The organism is Pantoea sp. X-Soil-ISGK-355 (genome assembly GCF_059730805.1).
In genome coordinates this window covers 1541942-1558990 of record NZ_AP035971.1, presented here as the reverse complement: position 1 = coordinate 1558990, position 17049 = coordinate 1541942, and the positions used below count along the sequence as shown (strand labels likewise).

At 54.8% G+C, this 17049-nt stretch carries 18 protein-coding genes; 3 read left to right on the top strand and 15 right to left on the bottom strand.

Features of this window, described 5'->3' with window-relative positions:
* Positions 1-176 precede the first annotated feature (176 nt).
* Together AC6I8J_RS07130 and bglB are read left to right on the top strand one after the other, a co-directional pair.
* Positions 177-1775, top strand: coding sequence for an MFS transporter (locus AC6I8J_RS07130; RefSeq protein ID WP_161733753.1), 1599 nt, complete (start codon positions 177-179; stop codon positions 1773-1775).
* A gap of 3 nt (positions 1776-1778) precedes the next feature.
* On the top strand, positions 1779-2918 hold the full coding sequence (bglB, locus tag AC6I8J_RS07125; RefSeq protein ID WP_253421593.1) for a beta-galactosidase BglB: 1140 nt from the start codon (positions 1779-1781) through the stop codon (positions 2916-2918).
* 53 nt (positions 2919-2971) lie between these two features.
* Here bglB and ptsG read toward each other — a convergent pair whose 3' ends face one another.
* The 14 genes from ptsG to yceD form a co-directional block, all read right to left on the bottom strand.
* The gene (gene ptsG / locus AC6I8J_RS07120) at positions 2972-4408 is read right to left on the bottom strand and encodes a PTS glucose transporter subunit IIBC (RefSeq protein WP_161733757.1); all 1437 of its coding nucleotides are present in this window, start codon (positions 4406-4408) and stop codon (positions 2972-2974) included.
* A gap of 289 nt (positions 4409-4697) precedes the next feature.
* A complete protein-coding gene (locus AC6I8J_RS07115) occupies positions 4698-5489 on the bottom strand; it encodes a metal-dependent hydrolase (RefSeq protein WP_161733759.1) in 792 nt (263 codons plus the stop codon).
* Between the two features lie 18 nt (positions 5490-5507).
* The gene (gene holB / locus AC6I8J_RS07110; protein ID WP_253421590.1) at positions 5508-6497 is read right to left on the bottom strand and encodes a DNA polymerase III subunit delta'; all 990 of its coding nucleotides are present in this window, start codon (positions 6495-6497) and stop codon (positions 5508-5510) included.
* Positions 6497-7129: a dTMP kinase gene (gene tmk, locus AC6I8J_RS07105; protein ID WP_161733763.1), complete on the bottom strand. Its 633-nt coding sequence runs from the start codon at positions 7127-7129 to the stop codon at positions 6497-6499. The genes holB and tmk overlap by 1 nt, the downstream gene beginning before the upstream one ends.
* Positions 7119-8138: a cell division protein YceG gene (gene yceG, locus AC6I8J_RS07100; RefSeq protein ID WP_222924191.1), complete on the bottom strand. Its 1020-nt coding sequence runs from the start codon at positions 8136-8138 to the stop codon at positions 7119-7121. The genes tmk and yceG overlap by 11 nt, the downstream gene beginning before the upstream one ends.
* Positions 8135-8950, bottom strand: a complete 816-nt coding sequence (pabC, locus tag AC6I8J_RS07095; protein WP_161733768.1) for an aminodeoxychorismate lyase — start codon at positions 8948-8950, stop codon at positions 8135-8137. The genes yceG and pabC overlap by 4 nt, the downstream gene beginning before the upstream one ends.
* Positions 8951-9041: 91 nt before the next feature.
* Positions 9042-10283: a beta-ketoacyl-ACP synthase II gene (gene fabF, locus AC6I8J_RS07090; protein WP_260057894.1), complete on the bottom strand. Its 1242-nt coding sequence runs from the start codon at positions 10281-10283 to the stop codon at positions 9042-9044.
* Positions 10284-10367: 84 nt separating this feature from the next.
* Positions 10368-10604, bottom strand: a complete 237-nt coding sequence (acpP, locus tag AC6I8J_RS07085) for an acyl carrier protein (RefSeq protein WP_003849865.1) — start codon at positions 10602-10604, stop codon at positions 10368-10370.
* Between the two features lie 154 nt (positions 10605-10758).
* Positions 10759-11493, bottom strand: a complete 735-nt coding sequence (gene fabG, locus AC6I8J_RS07080; RefSeq protein WP_013357455.1) for a 3-oxoacyl-ACP reductase FabG — start codon at positions 11491-11493, stop codon at positions 10759-10761.
* A gap of 10 nt (positions 11494-11503) precedes the next feature.
* The gene (gene fabD / locus AC6I8J_RS07075) at positions 11504-12436 is read right to left on the bottom strand and encodes an ACP S-malonyltransferase (RefSeq protein ID WP_161733772.1); all 933 of its coding nucleotides are present in this window, start codon (positions 12434-12436) and stop codon (positions 11504-11506) included.
* 16 nt (positions 12437-12452) lie between these two features.
* Complete coding sequence (locus AC6I8J_RS07070; protein ID WP_161733774.1) at positions 12453-13406, bottom strand: beta-ketoacyl-ACP synthase III; 954 nt, start codon at positions 13404-13406, stop codon at positions 12453-12455.
* A complete protein-coding gene (plsX, locus tag AC6I8J_RS07065; RefSeq protein WP_161733776.1) occupies positions 13407-14447 on the bottom strand; it encodes a phosphate acyltransferase PlsX in 1041 nt (346 codons plus the stop codon).
* Positions 14448-14472: 25 nt separating this feature from the next.
* Positions 14473-14643: a 50S ribosomal protein L32 gene (rpmF, locus tag AC6I8J_RS07060; protein ID WP_003849870.1), complete on the bottom strand. Its 171-nt coding sequence runs from the start codon at positions 14641-14643 to the stop codon at positions 14473-14475.
* Between the two features lie 14 nt (positions 14644-14657).
* A complete protein-coding gene (gene yceD, locus AC6I8J_RS07055) occupies positions 14658-15179 on the bottom strand; it encodes a 23S rRNA accumulation protein YceD (protein WP_008925931.1) in 522 nt (173 codons plus the stop codon).
* 140 nt (positions 15180-15319) lie between these two features.
* Here yceD and AC6I8J_RS07050 point away from each other — a divergent pair, with 140 nt between their 5' ends.
* Positions 15320-15907: a Maf family protein gene (locus AC6I8J_RS07050; protein WP_253421587.1), complete on the top strand. Its 588-nt coding sequence runs from the start codon at positions 15320-15322 to the stop codon at positions 15905-15907.
* Positions 15908-15920: 13 nt separating this feature from the next.
* On the opposite strand, the gene rluC is transcribed toward AC6I8J_RS07050, so the two are convergent.
* A complete protein-coding gene (gene rluC, locus AC6I8J_RS07045) occupies positions 15921-16877 on the bottom strand; it encodes a 23S rRNA pseudouridine(955/2504/2580) synthase RluC (protein WP_161733780.1) in 957 nt (318 codons plus the stop codon).
* Positions 16878-17049: the final 172 nt, after the last annotated feature.

The following is a 17049-nucleotide window of genomic DNA, read 5'->3' as shown; positions in this document are numbered from 1 at the left end:
GTTTTATAAATTAGAATTTCGCCACCCTTTTCTTTGTATGACTGCCACTTCAGCGCCAGCACTTGCCAAATTGCGAAGGTTTAGCCGCCCCGTCAGTTCTACTTTGCTAACCAGTCCGGGTGAGATGACCGGCGTCACCAGGGATAAACCGCCATAAACATCAAGGAGCATCAGACATGCGCTCACGTAAAATTGGTCTTGGCCACTATCTGGCCTACGGTTCCGGAGATTTTCTTGGAGCAGGTACCACGGCGCTGACCGCCGCCTGGTTGCTCTATTTTTACACCACCTTTTGTGGGTTAACCCCGATTCAGGCTACGCTGATCTTTGCCGCTGCCCGCGTGCTGGATGCGATAGTCAGTCCGCTGATGGGCTTTCTGACCGATAACTTCGGTTCGACCTGGCTGGGCAAACGCTTTGGCCGCCGCAAATTCTTTATCCTGCTCGGCATACCCTGTGTATTCAGTTATAGCCTGATGTGGGTCAGCGACATGAGTTTCTGGTGGTATCTCTGCACTTACCTGCTGTTTGATATCGTCTACACCATGATCCTGGTGCCGTATGAAACGCTGGTGCCGGAAATGACCGACGATTTCAAACAAAAAACCCGCTTCTCCGGTGCCCGCATCGGCCTGGCTCAGCTATCGGCCATTCTGGCCGCCTTTTTACCCGGTATTTTGCTGGGTATGCTGGGCAAAGATAATCCTCTCTCCTTCTTCTACGCCAGCCTGGTGTTCTCGGTAATCTGCGCGCTGGTGCTGACGCTGGTGTGGTGCTTTACCTGGGAGCGTCACCCGGATGATTTCTCTGCCGAGTCGCGGCGTGCTGAACAGGAAAAACAGCAGCTGACGCTGATGCAGAATCTTAAACGGCTGTACGTTGAGCTGGCCTCAACTTTACGTATTCGCATCTTCCGCCAGCACCTTGGCATGTACCTCGGCGGCTACATCGCCCAGGATGTTTTTAATGCCGTCTTTACCTGGTATGTGGTCTTTGTGCTGATGCAGAGTGCCCAGGTTGCCTCCAGTCTGATGGGCACCATGGCAGTGCTGCAGTTTATTGCCGTGATGGCGATGATCCCGCTCTGTATCCGCATGGGGCCTGCACCTGCCTACCGTCTGGTGGCTATCCTGTTTGGCCTGGCGTCGCTCTCCTATGCCGGATTGTGGTATGCCGGCATGAACGACAACATGTCCCTGCTGTTAGCGATCTCTGCCCTGGCAGGCCTGGGACGTGGCGGCATTAATTATGTGCCATGGAACACTTATACCTATATCGCAGATGTCGATGAGGCCATCACCGGTCAGCGCCGTGAAGGCATTTTTGCCGGCATTATGACCCTGACACGTAAAGCGTCGCAGGCTGGTGCCGTCATGCTGGTCGGTATCGTGCTGCAGCTCTCTGGTTTTGTCTCTGGCCAGGCGACCCAGCTACCCGGCGTCAGCCACACTATCCTGGCGATCCTGAGTATCGGTACAGTGGCCGTTCTGGCCTGCGGCTTTATTGTGTCGCTGCGCTTTAAACTTAATCTGCAGACCCATACTGTCCTGCGCCAGGAGACGCTGAAAATGCGCGAAGCGGACCGCATCGTGCCGGAAAGCATCACCCCGGAAGCACGTGGGGTAGTTGAAACGCTGGCAGGCATGCCTTACGAAAATCTGTGGGGCAACAATAACATTGGCTTTCTTAACCGTAATAAGCCAGCGCCGGAAAAATTGTCCGCGCACCCCTCTTTACACCCTTCTATAAACCCGACCTTAAAACGACAGGAATAAACCATGACTGTATTTCCCGTTAAACACAGCAAATTATTGTGCCAACCTGAGCATCTGCTGCCACGCAGCGAACTGGTACAGCTGATTCAAAAGCTGACACAAAATCTGGTTAACATCACCGATGAAACAGGCGAATTTTTATTACGGCTGGACGATGGCCGGGTGATTGATACCAAAGGCTGGGCGGGTTGGGAATGGACACATGGCATCGGTCTGTATGGCATGTTGCACTACTATCAGCAAACCGGCGATCAGCAGACGCTGGCGATCATTGATGAGTGGTTCACTGAGCGTCTGGCGGAAGGAACGCCGACCAAAAATGTGAATACCGTTTGTCCTTTTCTGACGCTGGCTTACCGTTATGAAGAGACCGGTAACCCGGCCTGGGTGCCGGTGCTTGAGCGCTGGGCTGAGTGGGTCATGTATGAAATGCCGCGCACCGAACAGGGCGGCCTGCAGCACATCGTCTATAACAATGAAAACACACAGCAGCTCTGGGACGATACGCTGATGATGAGCGTAATGGCGCTGGCCAAAATCGGCCAGTTGCTGAAACGCGACGAGTGGGTGGAAGAAGCGAGCTATCAGTTCCTGCTGCACACCCAGTATCTGATGGATCGCGAAACCGGCTTATGGTTCCACGGCTGGAACTTCGATGGCCGCCATAACTTTGCTGATGCACGCTGGGCTCGTGGCAACAGCTGGGTAACGATTGTGATTCCTGACTTCCTGGAGATGATGAACTGGCCTGAGCATCACGCTACCCGCCGCTTCCTGCAGCAGGTGCTGGAGACACAGGTCAAAGCGTTAAAGGCCTGTCAGCACAGCAGCGGCTTGTGGCATACCCTGCTCGATGATCCAGACAGCTACCCGGAAGCCTCCGCCACGGCAGGATTTGCCTATGGCATTCTGAAAGGGGTTCGCAAGCGCTATCTCCCTGCTGAGTACCGTGAGGTAGCGGAAAAAGCGTTGCGCGGCGTGATTGCGAATATCGATGACGATGGCGAGCTGAAACAGGTTTCCTTTGGTACCGCGATGGGCAGTGATCTGGACTACTACCGCACGGTTCCTCTCACCTCGATGCCCTATGGTCAGGCAATGGCCCTGCTCTGCCTGACTGAGTATCTGCGCGTTTACCTGTAACACATGCCAAAAAAAAGCCCCGCTAAGCGGGGCTTTTTCATATCGCTGAATCATTACATGCTGCGGATGTAATCATCCATATCGGTTTTCAGGTTATCGGATTTAGTCCCGAAAATTGCCTGAACGCCGGAACCGGCAACCACTACGCCACGGGCGCCGAGGTTTTTAAGTTCAGTCTGATCCACTTTCGCCACATCGGCGACGCTGACGCGTAAACGAGTGATACAGGCATCCAGGTTAGTGATGTTCTCTTTACCACCAAACGCCGCCACCAGCTTGCCCGCCATCTCGGTACCGGTCGCGGTAGATTGCTCACTGCTGCTGCTCTCTTCACGGCCAGGCGTTTTCAGATCCAGCTTCGCGATCAGTACACGGAACACGGTGTAGTAAACCAGACCATAGATGATACCAACAATCGGGAACAGCCAGATTTTGCTGCTGTTGCCGCTCAGTACGATAAAGTCGATCAGACCGTGTGAGAAGCTGGTGCCATCACGCATCCCAAGCAGGATACAGATTGGGAATGCCAGACCCGCCAGCAGCGCATGGATCACATACAGGATCGGTGCCACGAACATGAATGAGAATTCAATCGGTTCGGTGATACCGGTCAGGAATGCGGTCAGTGCGGCGGAGATCATTATACCGCCCACTTTAGCGCGATTTTCAGGCTTCGCTGAATGCCAGATAGCAATCGCTGCCGCTGGCAGACCGTACATTTTGAACAGGAAGCCGCCAGAAAGTTTACCTGCGGTCGGGTCACCCGCCATATAGCGTGGGATATCACCGTGGAACACCTGACCTGCCGCATTGGTGTATTCACCAATCTGCATCTGGAAAGGAACGTTCCAGATGTGATGCAGACCAAACGGCACTAACGCACGTTCGATTACGCCATAAATACCAAAGGCGACAACCGGGTTCTGATAGGCAGCCCACTGTGAGAACTCCTGAATCGCAGAACCTATCGGTGGCCAGATAAAGGAGAGCAGCACGCCGAGAATGATAGCTGCCAGACCGGAAATAATCGGCACAAAGCGTTTACCTGCAAAGAAGCCCAGATATTCCGGCAGCTTAATGCGATAAAAGCGGTTAAACATGTAAGCGGCGATGGAGCCCGCGATAATGCCGCCCAGAACCCCGGTGTCGGCGAGGTGTTTAGCCTCAATCTCTGCCGCAGGCATATGCAGTACCAGCGGCGCAACCACCGCCAGGGTTTTCACCATGATGCCATAGGCAACCACTGCTGCCAGCGCCGAAACGCCATCGTTATTGGTAAAGCCCAGCGCCACACCGATAGCAAAAATCAGCGGCATGTTGGCGAACACCGATCCACCCGCTTCTGCCATTACATGCGAAACCACTGCAGGTAACCAGCTGAAATTGGCTGAACCGACCCCTAACAAAATACCGGCAATCGGCAGAACCGATACCGGCAGCATCAGCGATTTACCGACCTTTTGAAGGTTGGCAAAAGCATTTTTGAACATAGCGTGAAGCTCCTGAGTATGAGTGCATATTTGCGCAGTGCGCGTGGCAAAGAGGGAGGATTCTTTGCCGGGCTGGCGGTGACCGCCTTTTGATTTATTACGAAGGGTAAAATAAATCCCGTTTTGTTACTTTGATGGCTATCACGTTTCGACAATTACAGAGGCGCACTTTACGAAATTTCTCACTGAAGCGCATCGGTAATTGACGATAAAAAGCTGACCCTGTCTGAAAAAACAGGGTCATGCAGGCAGGTTACAGATTAATTACAGAGGCTGAAATAAAAGCCGATCACGCGCCAAGCTGGCTCATCGGGATATGGAACAGCGTTGAGAAGTTTTGCGTGGTAGCGGCGGCCAGCGTTTCCACATCGACCCCTTTCAGTACCGCCAGGTAATCGGCAACATCGCGTGTGTAAGCAGGCTGATTCTCTTTACCACGATACGGCACTGGCGCCAGATAAGGTGAATCCGTTTCGACCAGCATCCGGTCCAGCGGCACATAACGCGCCGCTTCGCGTAACTGTTCTGCATTACGGAACGTGACGATACCGGAAAAGGAGATATAAAAGCCCATATCGAGCAGCTTAGCTGCGGTGGGCTGATCCTCAGTGAAACAGTGCAGCACACCGCCACAGCGTTCCACCTGCTCTTCGCGCAGAATCGCCAGCGTATCTTCGCGCGCATCACGCGTGTGGACAATGATCGGTTTATTCAGTGCAATCCCGGTACGGATATGTTCCCGGAACGAGCGCTGCTGCTGATCTTTTGTCTCAGGCTGATAATGATAATCCAGCCCGGTTTCACCGAGCGCGACGACCCGAGGATCGGCAGAGAGCTGGCGAAACGCCTCAACGTCATAGGCCTCTTCCTGATTCAGCGGATGCACGCCGCAGGAGAGCGCAATATTTTTCCGATCGCCGACCAGGCTCTTCAGGGTATGGAAACCCGGCAGCGTGGTGGCGATGGCCAGCATAAATTTCACATCACGTGCCGCCGCTTTGGCGATCACATCATCCAGGTCACGATGGTTCTTTTCATAGTCCAGGCCATCAAGATGGCAATGGGAATCCACAATAAACATAATTACTCTCAGATAGGTTTAGCACACCTGCGCGGGCTTCTGTTTGTCCGCCCAGCTCAGAAGCTGATCGGTCAGCAATAATTCGCGGTTCACTGACGCTATATGCAGTAACTGCTCGCGACAGCGCATCCATGCCAGGGTACTGCTGTTGAGCGCGCTGGCTGAAAAGTATCCGGCCAGCAACTGCACCACATCCTGACGGTCAATATTACTCAGCCACTGACCTGCATGTTGCTGCCATTTCATCGCATCCAGCAGTAAAGAGAGCAGCCAGCCGATACGTGCTGCCGCATCGTCAGCATTCAGCGCAGGCAGCAGTTGCAGGATGTCCTGCTGCAATGCCGCGGGCAGCGCATCGCAAAGCTTTTGCCGCGCCTGCCACGGCCCGTTTTCCAGCAGGCTGAGCGCCGCGCCCGGCGCACCTGCGCTGAGGCGTAGCGCCGCCAGCAGCATCTTTTCATCGTGCGAGGACTGCTTTTTCAGCCAGAGCAGACTTTGTCCTTCATCGGGCGGCGTCAGATGCAGCGTCATACAGCGACTGCGCAGCGTGGCCAGCAGACGTGACGGATCGCGACTGCTGAGGAAGAACCAACTGTTGGCTGGCGGCTCTTCCAGCGTTTTCAGCAGGGCGTTGGCCGCCGCTTCCGAAAGCTGCGCGGCATCCGGCAGCCAGACTACTTTCGCGCCGCCCTGCTGACCAAAGTGATACATTTTTTCTGTCACCTGCCGCACCGCGTCGATGCCCAGGGTACTTTTGCCCTTCTCCGCCTCTAACCGATACCAGTCAGGATGCGTGTTAGCCTGCATCAGCTGGCAACCGTGGCACGCTCCACAACTTTTCAGTCCATCCGGCTGCTGGCACATCAGCCAGCGGCTCATCCCCCAGACCAGCGCGTCATCGCCCATCCCAGCCATCGCCTGGATCAATAGCGCATGATGCGCGCGATTCTCCTGATGCTGGCCAATCACCTGGCGATAAGGCTGATTCAGCCACGGATACCAGTTCATCACATCTGCTCCGCCAGCCAGCTGTCCAGCGCCATCTGAAGTGACGCTGTCACCTCGGTCAGTGACTGAGTTGCATCGATAGTCAGGATAGTGGGATCGTCTGCGGCCAGCGCCAGATAGCGTGTACGGGTACGTTCAAAGAAGCGCAGCGACTCCTGCTCGATGCGATCCAGCTCACCGCGCGCACGGGCGCGCTGCAGGCCGATCTCAGGCGTGACATCAAGATAGAGCGTCAGATCGGGACGGAAATCGCCCAGGACTGCATCTCGCAGCGTCTGCATCAGTTCGCTGTCCAGACCACGGCCACCACCCTGATAAGCCTGAGAGGAGAGATCGTGACGATCGCCAATTACCCATGCACCGCGAGCCAGTGCCGGTTTGATTACGGTCTCCACCAGCTGAACCCGCGCCGCATAGAGCATCAGCAGTTCGGCTTTATCCGTCACCTGCTCACCCTCAATGCCCTGCTTGACTAACACCCTGAGCTGTTCTGCCAGCGGCGTACCGCCAGGCTCACGGGTAAAAACCAGATCACTAATGCCACGAGCGCGCAGTGTAGCGACGATGGCGTCGCGTGCGGTGGTTTTTCCGGCGCCTTCCAGGCCTTCGATGACGATAAACTTACTGTTCATTTTTTTCCTTTAGCGTCTGCCGGTAGACCTGCACCGCCTTATTATGGCTGGCGAGGTTGGTGGTAAACGTATGTCCGCCCTTGCCGTCTGCAACAAAGTAGAGATAGTTCGTTTTCTCGGGATGGGCCGCTGCCTGCAGTGAGGCTTTGCCCGGCATCGCGATCGGTCCCGGCGGCAGACCATTAATGATATAGGTATTGTACGCGCTCGCCGTCTCAAGATCTTTGCGGGTCAGCGTACCGTTATAGCTGTCACCCATGCCGTAGATCACCGTGGGATCGGTTTGTAAACGCATACCTGTGCGCAGGCGATTGATAAACACCGAGGCCACGCGCGCCCGCTCTTCGCTGACGCCGGTCTCTTTCTCAATGATCGAGGCCAGGGTCACCAGATCCTGTGGCGTTTTGTACGGCAGATTATCCGCCCGTCCCTGCCAGACCTCATCGATGGTTTTCTTCATCCGCTCATGCGCGCGTTGCAGCAGCGCCATATCGGTCGTGTTGGCGGTGTAGAGATACGTGTCCGGGAAGAAGTTGCCCTCCAGTTGCTCAGGCTCCACGTTGAGTGCGCTGGCAAGCGTGGCGAACTGATCATCTTTCAGAGTGTGACGGATATAGGGCGCTTTACGCAGCTCATTGAGCCACTCTTTCAGCCGCTGCCCCTCCACAAACCGTAAAGGGAACTGCGCCTCTTTACCACTGGCCAGCAGCTGTAACAGCGCGCGCACGGTCATGGCCGGTTCAAGGCGATAGGTGCCCGCTTTAAAGGTCGCCAGCTCCGGCTCCAGACGCAGCAGCGCGCCAAACCAGATACTGTGTGGAATGATGTTTTTCTCTTCCAGCTGTGCCTGGAGCGCGACCCGGCCCGTACCGGCTGGCAATGTGTAGATTGTTTCCTGCTTAATGGTCAACGGGGTAGCCGCAAACTGCTTAACCTGCCAGTAACTCAGCGCAGCCGCGAGACCCACAATCGCCAGCAGGCTGACGAGAATTTTTTTGCTTCGAATCATGATGCATCCATTATCTTTTTACAGCCTGCGTGCAACTGATTAAACAGCGAGCGCTCAGTAAACTGTACGGCTTCTATCTGTCGGACCGGCAGAACCGGCATCAGCGCGTTACATATCACCACTTCATCAGCGGCCAGCAGCTGTGCCGGTTCGCTTTTTATCACCTGACAAGCCTGACCTGCTGCTGCAAGTTGCGCCATCAGACTTCGCCGCATAATGCCATCAACGCCTGACGCGGAGATATCAGGCGTAAAAATTTGCCCGCCCTGCCGCCAGAATAAATTGGCCGCACAGCATTCCACCACCCAACCTTCAGTGTCAAGCACCAGCGCCTCGTCAGCGTCTGTCTGGTCAAGATGAGCCCGAATCATCACCTGTTCCAGCCGGTTAAGGTGCTTGATACCGGCAAACTGCGGGTTTCGCGCCAGACGAATCGGACTCAGCCGGAGTAAAGCTCCCCGCTGCCGTAAATCGGCGTAGTGTAGCGGCCAGGGCGCCAGCAAAACGACCCGGGTGGGTTCACCACAGCCGCGCCGGCTGTAACCCCGTCCGCCGCTGCCCGCGCTGATAATCACTTTCAGCACCGCCTGCGCCTGCTCATGCGCGGCCTGACTCATCTCAGCCTCAAGCTGATCCCAGTCGACGCCGCCAATCCATAACCGCTCGCAGCCCGCTTTGAGGCGCTGGATGTGGCTTTCCAGCAGCACGATTTTCCCCTCGCGCACAGCAGCGGTAGTAAAACAGCCATCCCCAAACTGCAGGCCGCGGTCGCTGGCGGCCAGCGTCGATTGTTTGAATCCGTTAATCCACATGGTTCTCTCCTGAGCGTGACCCGTGATTTCAGCGCATTCTGCAGGATAAAAAAAGGCCCGCATCGCGGGCCTTTTTAACAATCTGCAACGATTACACTTTACGGAAGATCAACGAACCGTTGGTTCCACCGAAACCAAAGGAGTTACACAGGGTGTACTCCAGACCGGGAACCTGACGCGCGGTGTGCGGCACGAAGTCGAGATCGCAGCCTTCATCCGGATTGTCCAGGTTAATGGTCGGTGGGATGGCCTGGTCGCGCAGTGCCAGAATCGAGTAAATTGATTCAACAGCGCCTGCGGCACCCAGTAAGTGTCCGGTCATTGATTTGGTTGAGCTGACCATGACACTGCTGGCTGCTGCCCCAAAGACCGATTTCACCGCCTGCGCTTCCGCTTTATCACCGGCTGGCGTGGAGGTACCGTGCGCGTTGACGTAGCCAATCTGCTCTGGCGTAAGCTGAGCATCACGCAGCGCATTGGTCATGGCCGCCGCTGCACCTGAGCCATCTTCTGGTGGTGAAGTCATGTGGTAGGCATCGCTACTCATACCAAAACCTACGATTTCTGCGTAGATTTTCGCACCACGTTTCTTCGCATGTTCGTACTCTTCGAGCACCACAATGCCAGCGCCGTCACCCAGCACAAAACCGTCACGATCTTTATCCCACGGGCGGCTGGCCGCTTGCGGGTTATCGTTACGGGTTGAGAGGGCGCGTGCTGCACCAAATCCACCGACGCCTAATGGCGTGCTGGCCTTCTCTGTGCCACCCGCCAGCATCACGTCAGCATCGTTATAGGCGATGATACGTGCGGCATGACCGATGTTATGCACACCAGAGGTACAGGCTGTCGCGATAGAGATGCTTGGACCTTTCAGGCCATACATGATGCTGAGATGACCCGCCACCATGTTAACGATGGTTGAAGGCACAAAGAATGGGCTGATTTTACGCGGGCCGCCGTTGACCAGTGAGGTATGATTCTCTTCAATCAGACCTAAGCCACCGATACCGGAGCCAATTGCTGCGCCCATACGGCTTGCATTTTCATCGGTAATAACCAGACCGCTGTCCTGCATGGCCTGCATACCGGCCACAATGCCGTACTGGATGAAGGCATCCATCTTGCGCTGATCTTTGCGCGAGATGTAGTCATCACAATTAAAATCTCTTACCAGACCTGCAAAACGGGTTGCATAAGCACTGGTATCAAAATGGTCGATCAGGGTAATGCCGCTCTGACCGGCAAGGAGAGCACTCCAGGTAGACTCTACGGTATTGCCGACAGGAGACAACATGCCAAGACCAGTCACAACTACACGACGCTTAGACACGTTCGTCCTCCAGGGAGGGGAAATAGGGAACTATGTGGGACAAACAAAAAATCAGGCGGTCGAGCGACCGCCTGAAGATATTCATTAGCCTTTATGGCTATTGATGTAGTCGATCGCTGCCTGAACGGTAGTGATTTTCTCAGCTTCTTCGTCTGGAATCTCAGTATCAAACTCTTCTTCCAGAGCCATCACCAGCTCAACGGTATCAAGAGAATCGGCACCCAGGTCTTCTACGAAAGATGCAGAGTTGGTGACTTCTTCCTCTTTCACACCCAGCTGCTCACTGATGATTTTCTTAACGCGTTGTTCGATATCGCTCATACTATTTAATTTCCTATCAAAACTCGCTTACGCGATGGTTTTCGTAGTGTATAAAATGGTGAAAAAGATGCAACAAAATCCCGGCTGGTCGAACCACGATTTTGCGTTATTTTGCGGTTTTAACCGCAAATAAAGCAAATGATTTCGTGATTTATCAGACCATGTACATTCCGCCATTGACGTGCAGCGTTTCACCTGTGATGTAGGCTGCTTCGTCAGAGGCTAAAAATGCCACAGCATTGGCGATTTCCTGTGCATCGCCTAAGCGACCCGCAGGGACTTCCGCCAAAATACCGGAACGTTGATCTTCGTTCAGTGCCCGCGTCATGTCAGTCTCAATAAAGCCTGGAGCCACGACGTTGACGGTAATGCCACGTGACGCGATTTCGCGCGCCAGTGATTTGCTAAAGCCAATCAAACCCGCCTTTGCTGCTGCGTAGTTTGCCTGGCCCGCGTTACCCATGGTGCCAACAACGGAACCAATGGTGATGATACGGCCCACGCGCTTTTTCATCATGGCACGCAGGACCGCCTTAGAAAGGCGGAATACCGATGTGAGGTTAGTATCCAGGATATCCTGCCACTCATCGTCCTTCATGCGCATGAGAAGATTATCACGCGTAATGCCTGCATTATTGACTAAAATATCCACTTCGCCAAATTCAGCGCGAATATTCTCTAAAACGCTGTTAATTGAATCAGCGTCAGTTACGTTCAGTAACAGGCCTTTACCCTTGTCGCCAAGGTAAGCACTGATGGCATCGGCGCCACTCTGGCTGGTTGCAGTTCCTACCACTTTGGCACCACGTGCCGCCAGTGTTTCTGCAATCGCACGACCAATGCCGCGACTCGCGCCGGTAACCAGCGCAACTTTACCTTCAAAGCTCATGATTTTCCTCTTATTCCTTACCGAGTGCAGCCGTCAGGGATGTCGTATCGTTAACGGCAGCCGCTGTCAGGGTATCGACAATACGTTTAGTCAGACCGGTCAGGACTTTACCTGGACCCATCTCCAGTAGTTGTGTCACGCCCTGTGCCGCCATCGCTTCCACGCTCTCGGTCCAGCGAACAGGGCTGTAGAGCTGACGAACCAGCGCATGACGGATGGCCGCAGCGTCAGTTTCCGCTTTCACATCGACGTTATTGATCACCGGTACTGCAGGGGCATTAAAGGTAATGCTTTCCAGGGCAACGGCCAGTTTATCGGCAGCGGGCTTCATCAGTGCGCAGTGAGAAGGCACGCTGACCGGCAGCGGAAGAGCACGCTTAGCGCCCGCAGCTTTACAGGCAGCACCCGCACGTTCAACGGCTTCTTTGTTACCCGCAATAACCACCTGGCCCGGCGAGTTGAAGTTAACCGGTGAAACGACCTGGCCCTGCGCGCTTTCTTCACACGCTTTACGGATAGCCGCGTCATCCAGGCCAATAATTGCCTGCATTGCGCCGGTGCCTTCTGGCACCGCTTCCTGCATCAGTTTGCCGCGCAGTTCAACCAGCTTCACCGCATCCGCAAAGTTAAGCACACCCGCACAAACCAGCGCCGAATATTCGCCCAGGCTATGACCGGCCATCAGGACAGGTTGTTCACCGCCCTGCTGCTGCCAGACACGGTAGATTGCTACAGAGGCGGCTAACAGTGCAGGCTGAGTCTGCCAGGTTTTGTTCAGCTCTTCAGCCGGCCCCTGACTCACTAACTGCCACAAGTCATAGCCCAGCGCGTCAGAGGCTTCACGGAAGGTCCCTTCTACCAGCGGATACGTCGCCGCTAATTCAGTCAGCATGCCCACAGTCTGTGAACCCTGACCCGGAAAAACAAATGCAAATTGCGTCATCTTCTGTTCCTGTCAATCAAAAGCGAACCAGCGCAGAACCCCAGGTGAATCCACCACCAAAGGCTTCCAGCAGAATAAGGTGTCCGGGTTTGATGCGGCCATCACGCACCGCTTCATCCAGTGCGCTGGGCACCGATGCAGCAGAGGTATTGCCATGGCGATCCAGTGTGACGACCACTTTATCCATGGTCATACCGAGTTTTTTCGCGGTAGCGCTGATAATGCGCAGGTTAGCCTGATGCGGTACCAGCCAGTCCAGCATTTCACGATCGAGATTATTGGCCTGCAGCGTTTCATCAACGATGTGGGCCAGTTCGGTGACGGCAACCTTGAAGACTTCGTTACCTGCCATAGTGACATAGGCAGGCTGATCCTGATGGGCACGATCCTGATAAGGCAGCGTCAGAAGCTGTGCATAGCGACCATCGGCATGAAGATGGGTAGAGATAATTCCCTGCTCTTCGCTCTGGCCCAGCACGACCGCACCCGCGCCATCACCAAACAGAATGATGGTGCCGCGATCGTCCGGATCCAGCGCGCGTGCCAGGACATCAGCGCCGATGACCAGAGCATGCTTAACCGCGCCATTTTTGATGTATTGATCAGCTACGCTCAGTGCATAGGTGAAACCTGCACAGGCGGCAGCAAGGTCAAAGGCCGCGCAATCTTTGATTTCCAGCATTTGCTGGATCATGCAGGCGGAGCTGGGGAAAGCATGGCTGGACGACGTTGTGGCGACAATAATCAGCCCAACATCGTTCGCGTCAATGCCTGCCATTTCAAGCGCGCGTTGCGCCGCGCTGAATCCCATGGTGGCGACGGTTTCGTCAGGCGCAGCAATGCGACGCTCACGGATGCCGGTACGGGTAACAATCCACTCGTCCGACGTCTCCACCATTTTTTCCAGATCGGCATTGGTGCGAACCTGGCTGGGCAGATAACTGCCCGTACCGATAATTTTGGTATACATCTAGGCTTTGTCACTCCTGGCTAATACAGCATCAAGGCGCGCAGCAATTCGCTCGGGAATTTGCTGCCTCACCGCCTGCTCTGCCTGTTCTATCGCCACGGCGAAGGCGTGTTGATTTGCTGCGCCGTGACTCTTGATCACTGTTCCGCGCAATCCTAACAGACAAGCGCCATTGTACTGGTCAGGGTTGAGTTGTCCGAAGCGCTTCGCCAGACGTTTCTGGATTAAGCGCCCCAGCAACTGAAGCCACCATGACCGTTTTTTACTTTCCCCTGATGACTTCAGCAGAGAAAGAAACATTCTTACCACGCCTTCCATCGTCTTCAGCGTGACGTTTCCGACAAAACCGTCACAGACCATCACATCTGTTTTACCGGTAAGCAGTTCGTTACCTTCAAGGTAACCAATATAGTTGATTTGCGGTGATTCTCGCAGCACTACTGCGGCGTCGCGGATGGTTTCCAGCCCCTTGGTCTCTTCGTGACCAATATTAAGCAACGCGACGCGGGGCCGTGGAATACCAAGCACATGCTCAGCCATCACCGACCCCATCACAGCAAACTGCACCAGCATCGCACTGTCTGAGCCCACATTCGCACCCAGATCCAGCACCACGGTTTTACCCTGTTGCTGATGCGGTAAAACGGACATCAGCGCAGGACGCTTAATCCCATCCAGCGGTTTTAATAAGAGTGTCGACAGCCCCATCAGCGCACCGGTATTACCAGCGCTGATGCAGGCCTGTGCACGTCCCTCTTTAACCATCTCCAGTGCCACGCGCATTGAACTGCCGCGACTATTCCGGATGGCCTGAGCGGGCCGCGCATCACTTGCAATAACCGATTCGGCAGGGATAACCTGCAAACGCCCCATCAGGGAGGAATCCGCTTTGGCAAGCAATGGCGTGAGGGTGTCGGGATGTCCGACCAGAAGAAGGAATAGTTCCGTATGAGAGGCCAGTGCCTGCAATGCTGCAGGCACTGTCACGCAGGGACCGAAGTCCCCGCCCATGGCATCAATCGCCAGGGTCAAACGTGTCAAGGTATCGCCTTGCTAAGCAAGAAACTTACTTAACGATAACCTTGCGACCGCGGTAGTAACCGTCCGCAGTGATATGGTGACGCAGATGAGTTTCGCCAGAAACTTTATCTACTGACAGAGCAGCAGTGGTCAGCGCATCGTGTGAACGACGCATACCACGCTTAGAACGGGTGGGTTTATTCTGTTGTACGGCCATGGACCTTACTCCTATTACTTACGCTTTAAACTGGCTAATACGGCAAATGGATTTGGTTTCTCCGCCTCTGCAGGCAGTTTGCCAAAGACCATGTCCGCCTCGGACACTTCACAGTGTTCAGAATCGTGCACCGGAACGACCGGCAGCGCGAGAATCAGTTCATCCTCGACAACCGCCAGCAGATCGATCTCACCAAACTCGTTGACATCGACCGGCTCGTACGCTTCCGGTAGTGCCTCGGCCTGCTCTTCAGAAGAGACAGGGCTGAAGCAATAACTCACTTTTACGTGATGGGGAAAGGTCTGGTTGCAGCGCTGACAACGTAACGTCACCTGAACTTCAGCAGTACCCGTCAGTACCGCCAGACGTTGGTTATCAACCGCAAACGACATGGCACAATCCACATCACTGTCCACACTAACGACCGACTCGGCCACACGCTCCACCTGAACAGATGTGTAGACACCCTGATAATCAAGGCGCTTCTGAGCGGTGCGGACAGGGTCCAGCGTTAGGGGTAATTTTACCTTTTGCATAGGGCGCGCATATTAACTTTGTAATGTCATAGAGTCAAAGAAAAAGGCCGTTAAACAGCATCTTTCAACCACTATTCGCATCCAGTGCGGCGCACAGTTTAAAATGACTGTCACCAATTCGCTATCACTATTGAAAAAAAATGACGCCATCAATTCTTTTAGCTTCAACCTCGCCCTTTCGACAGGCATTACTGCGCAAGCTGGGCCTGCCTTTTATTACCGCTGCGCCTGAGGTGGATGAGTCACCGCAGCCCGGTGAAAATGCCGAAGCGCTGGTCACCCGTCTTGCCGTAGCGAAAGCGCAGGCGCTGGCAAAAGCCTGGCCTGATCACTGGATAATCGGCTCAGATCAGGTCTGCGTGCTGGATGGCGCGATCGCCGGTAAGCCTCATACGGCAGAGAATGCGCGGGCGCAACTGCGTGCCGCCAGCGGTCAGGCGATTACCTTTTACACCGGGCTGGCTCTTTTTCATCCGGCCAGCGGCAGGCTGCTGCAGTGTTGCGAACCCTTCGTGGTGCATTTCCGCTCCTTAACGGACGCTGAAATCGCCGGGTATGTGGAAAAGGAGCAGCCGCTGCAATGTGCAGGTAGTTTTAAAAGTGAAGGTCTGGGAATTTGTCTGTTTGATCGGCTGGAGGGGCGCGATCCTAATACGCTGGTCGGGCTGCCGCTGATTGCACTCAACGGAATGTTGCAGCAGGCCGGCATCAACCCTTTAACGGACTGATGCCGGAGAACGATTACACTTTCAGCTGACGCAGCTTATTCAGGCACTGCTTCAGGCCATCATCCAGCGGCGCTTCAACACGCATGACTTCGCCAGTGCCGGGATGAGTAAAGGTCAGTGCCGCCGCGTGCAGGAACAGGCGTTTCAGACCTGTTGACGCCAGCTGACTGTCAAAGTCACGTTCGCCATAGCGATCGTCGAAGGCAATGGGATGCCCGGCGTGCAGCGTATGGACACGAATCTGGTGGGTGCGTCCGGTGACCGGACTTGCTTTCACCAGCGTGGCAAACTCAAACCGCTCTTCCACTTTAAAACGGGTTTCAGAGGCTTTACCTTCGCTGCTGACACGCACGACACGCTCACCGCTCTGGAGAATATTTTTCAGCAGGGGAGCCTGAACGACCTTAAGATGTGACGGCCAGTTGCCGCGCACCAGGGCCAGATAATCTTTCTGCATCCCCTTTTCACGCAGTTGCTCGTGCAGGGAACGCAGCGCCGAGCGTTTTTTTGCGACCAGCAGAATGCCCGAGGTGTCACGATCCAGGCGATGCACCAGTTCCAGGAAGCGCGCTTCCGGGCGCAGCGCACGTAGCCCTTCAATCACCCCAAAACTGAGTCCGCTGCCGCCATGCACGGCAGTGCCAGAGGGCTTGTTCATCACCAGCAGCGACTCATCCTCAAAGAGGATAGCGTCCGCCAGCGAAGCGACCTTTGCCAGCTTAGGTGATACGGCATCTTCATCGCGTTCCGCTACCCGGACCGGCGGAATGCGTACCTCATCACCCTCCTCCAGCTTGTACTCAGGCTTGACGCGCTTTTTATTCACCCGTACCTCGCCCTTGCGTACGATGCGATAAATCATGCTCTTTGGCACACCCTTGAGCTGGGTGCGCAAAAAGTTATCAATGCGTTGTCCGGCATTTTCAGCCGTGATGGCGACAAAATGTACGCCGGGATTCTCTGTTTTCATGGCGGCGATTCTAAATAGTGTCCCCTGATAGCGCCACCCCTTTTTCTGTGCTTAACTCTGGGGTTGATGTGATGGCAGGTCGCTTCTCTGCTGGCTTTTTCAGCAAACCGCTGCTTTGTCCGACACATTAGCAAGTTAAATGTAAAGAAACTTCACAAGCTGGCTAAAGTCG

Excerpts from the sequence above, each read along its gene's own strand:
- AC6I8J_RS07130 (WP_161733753.1), top strand. The coding sequence starts at position 177 with ATGCGCTCACGTAAAATTGGTCTTGGCCACTATCTGGCCTACGGTTCC.
- bglB (WP_253421593.1), top strand. The coding sequence starts at position 1,779 with ATGACTGTATTTCCCGTTAAACACAGCAAATTATTGTGCCAACCTGAG.
- ptsG (WP_161733757.1), bottom strand. The coding sequence starts at position 4,408 with ATGTTCAAAAATGCTTTTGCCAACCTTCAAAAGGTCGGTAAATCGCTG.
- AC6I8J_RS07115 (WP_161733759.1), bottom strand. The coding sequence starts at position 5,489 with ATGTTTATTGTGGATTCCCATTGCCATCTTGATGGCCTGGACTATGAA.
- holB (WP_253421590.1), bottom strand. The coding sequence starts at position 6,497 with ATGAACTGGTATCCGTGGCTGAATCAGCCTTATCGCCAGGTGATTGGC.
- tmk (WP_161733763.1), bottom strand. The coding sequence starts at position 7,129 with ATGAACAGTAAGTTTATCGTCATCGAAGGCCTGGAAGGCGCCGGAAAA.
- yceG (WP_222924191.1), bottom strand. The coding sequence starts at position 8,138 with ATGATTCGAAGCAAAAAAATTCTCGTCAGCCTGCTGGCGATTGTGGGT.
- pabC (WP_161733768.1), bottom strand. The coding sequence starts at position 8,950 with ATGTGGATTAACGGATTCAAACAATCGACGCTGGCCGCCAGCGACCGC.
- acpP (WP_003849865.1), bottom strand. The coding sequence starts at position 10,604 with ATGAGCGATATCGAACAACGCGTTAAGAAAATCATCAGTGAGCAGCTG.
- fabG (WP_013357455.1), bottom strand. The coding sequence starts at position 11,493 with ATGAGCTTTGAAGGTAAAGTTGCGCTGGTTACCGGCGCGAGTCGCGGC.
- fabD (WP_161733772.1), bottom strand. The coding sequence starts at position 12,436 with ATGACGCAATTTGCATTTGTTTTTCCGGGTCAGGGTTCACAGACTGTG.
- AC6I8J_RS07070 (WP_161733774.1), bottom strand. The coding sequence starts at position 13,406 with ATGTATACCAAAATTATCGGTACGGGCAGTTATCTGCCCAGCCAGGTT.
- rpmF (WP_003849870.1), bottom strand. The coding sequence starts at position 14,643 with ATGGCCGTACAACAGAATAAACCCACCCGTTCTAAGCGTGGTATGCGT.
- yceD (WP_008925931.1), bottom strand. The coding sequence starts at position 15,179 with ATGCAAAAGGTAAAATTACCCCTAACGCTGGACCCTGTCCGCACCGCT.
- AC6I8J_RS07050 (WP_253421587.1), top strand. The coding sequence starts at position 15,320 with ATGACGCCATCAATTCTTTTAGCTTCAACCTCGCCCTTTCGACAGGCA.
- rluC (WP_161733780.1), bottom strand. The coding sequence starts at position 16,877 with ATGAAAACAGAGAATCCCGGCGTACATTTTGTCGCCATCACGGCTGAA.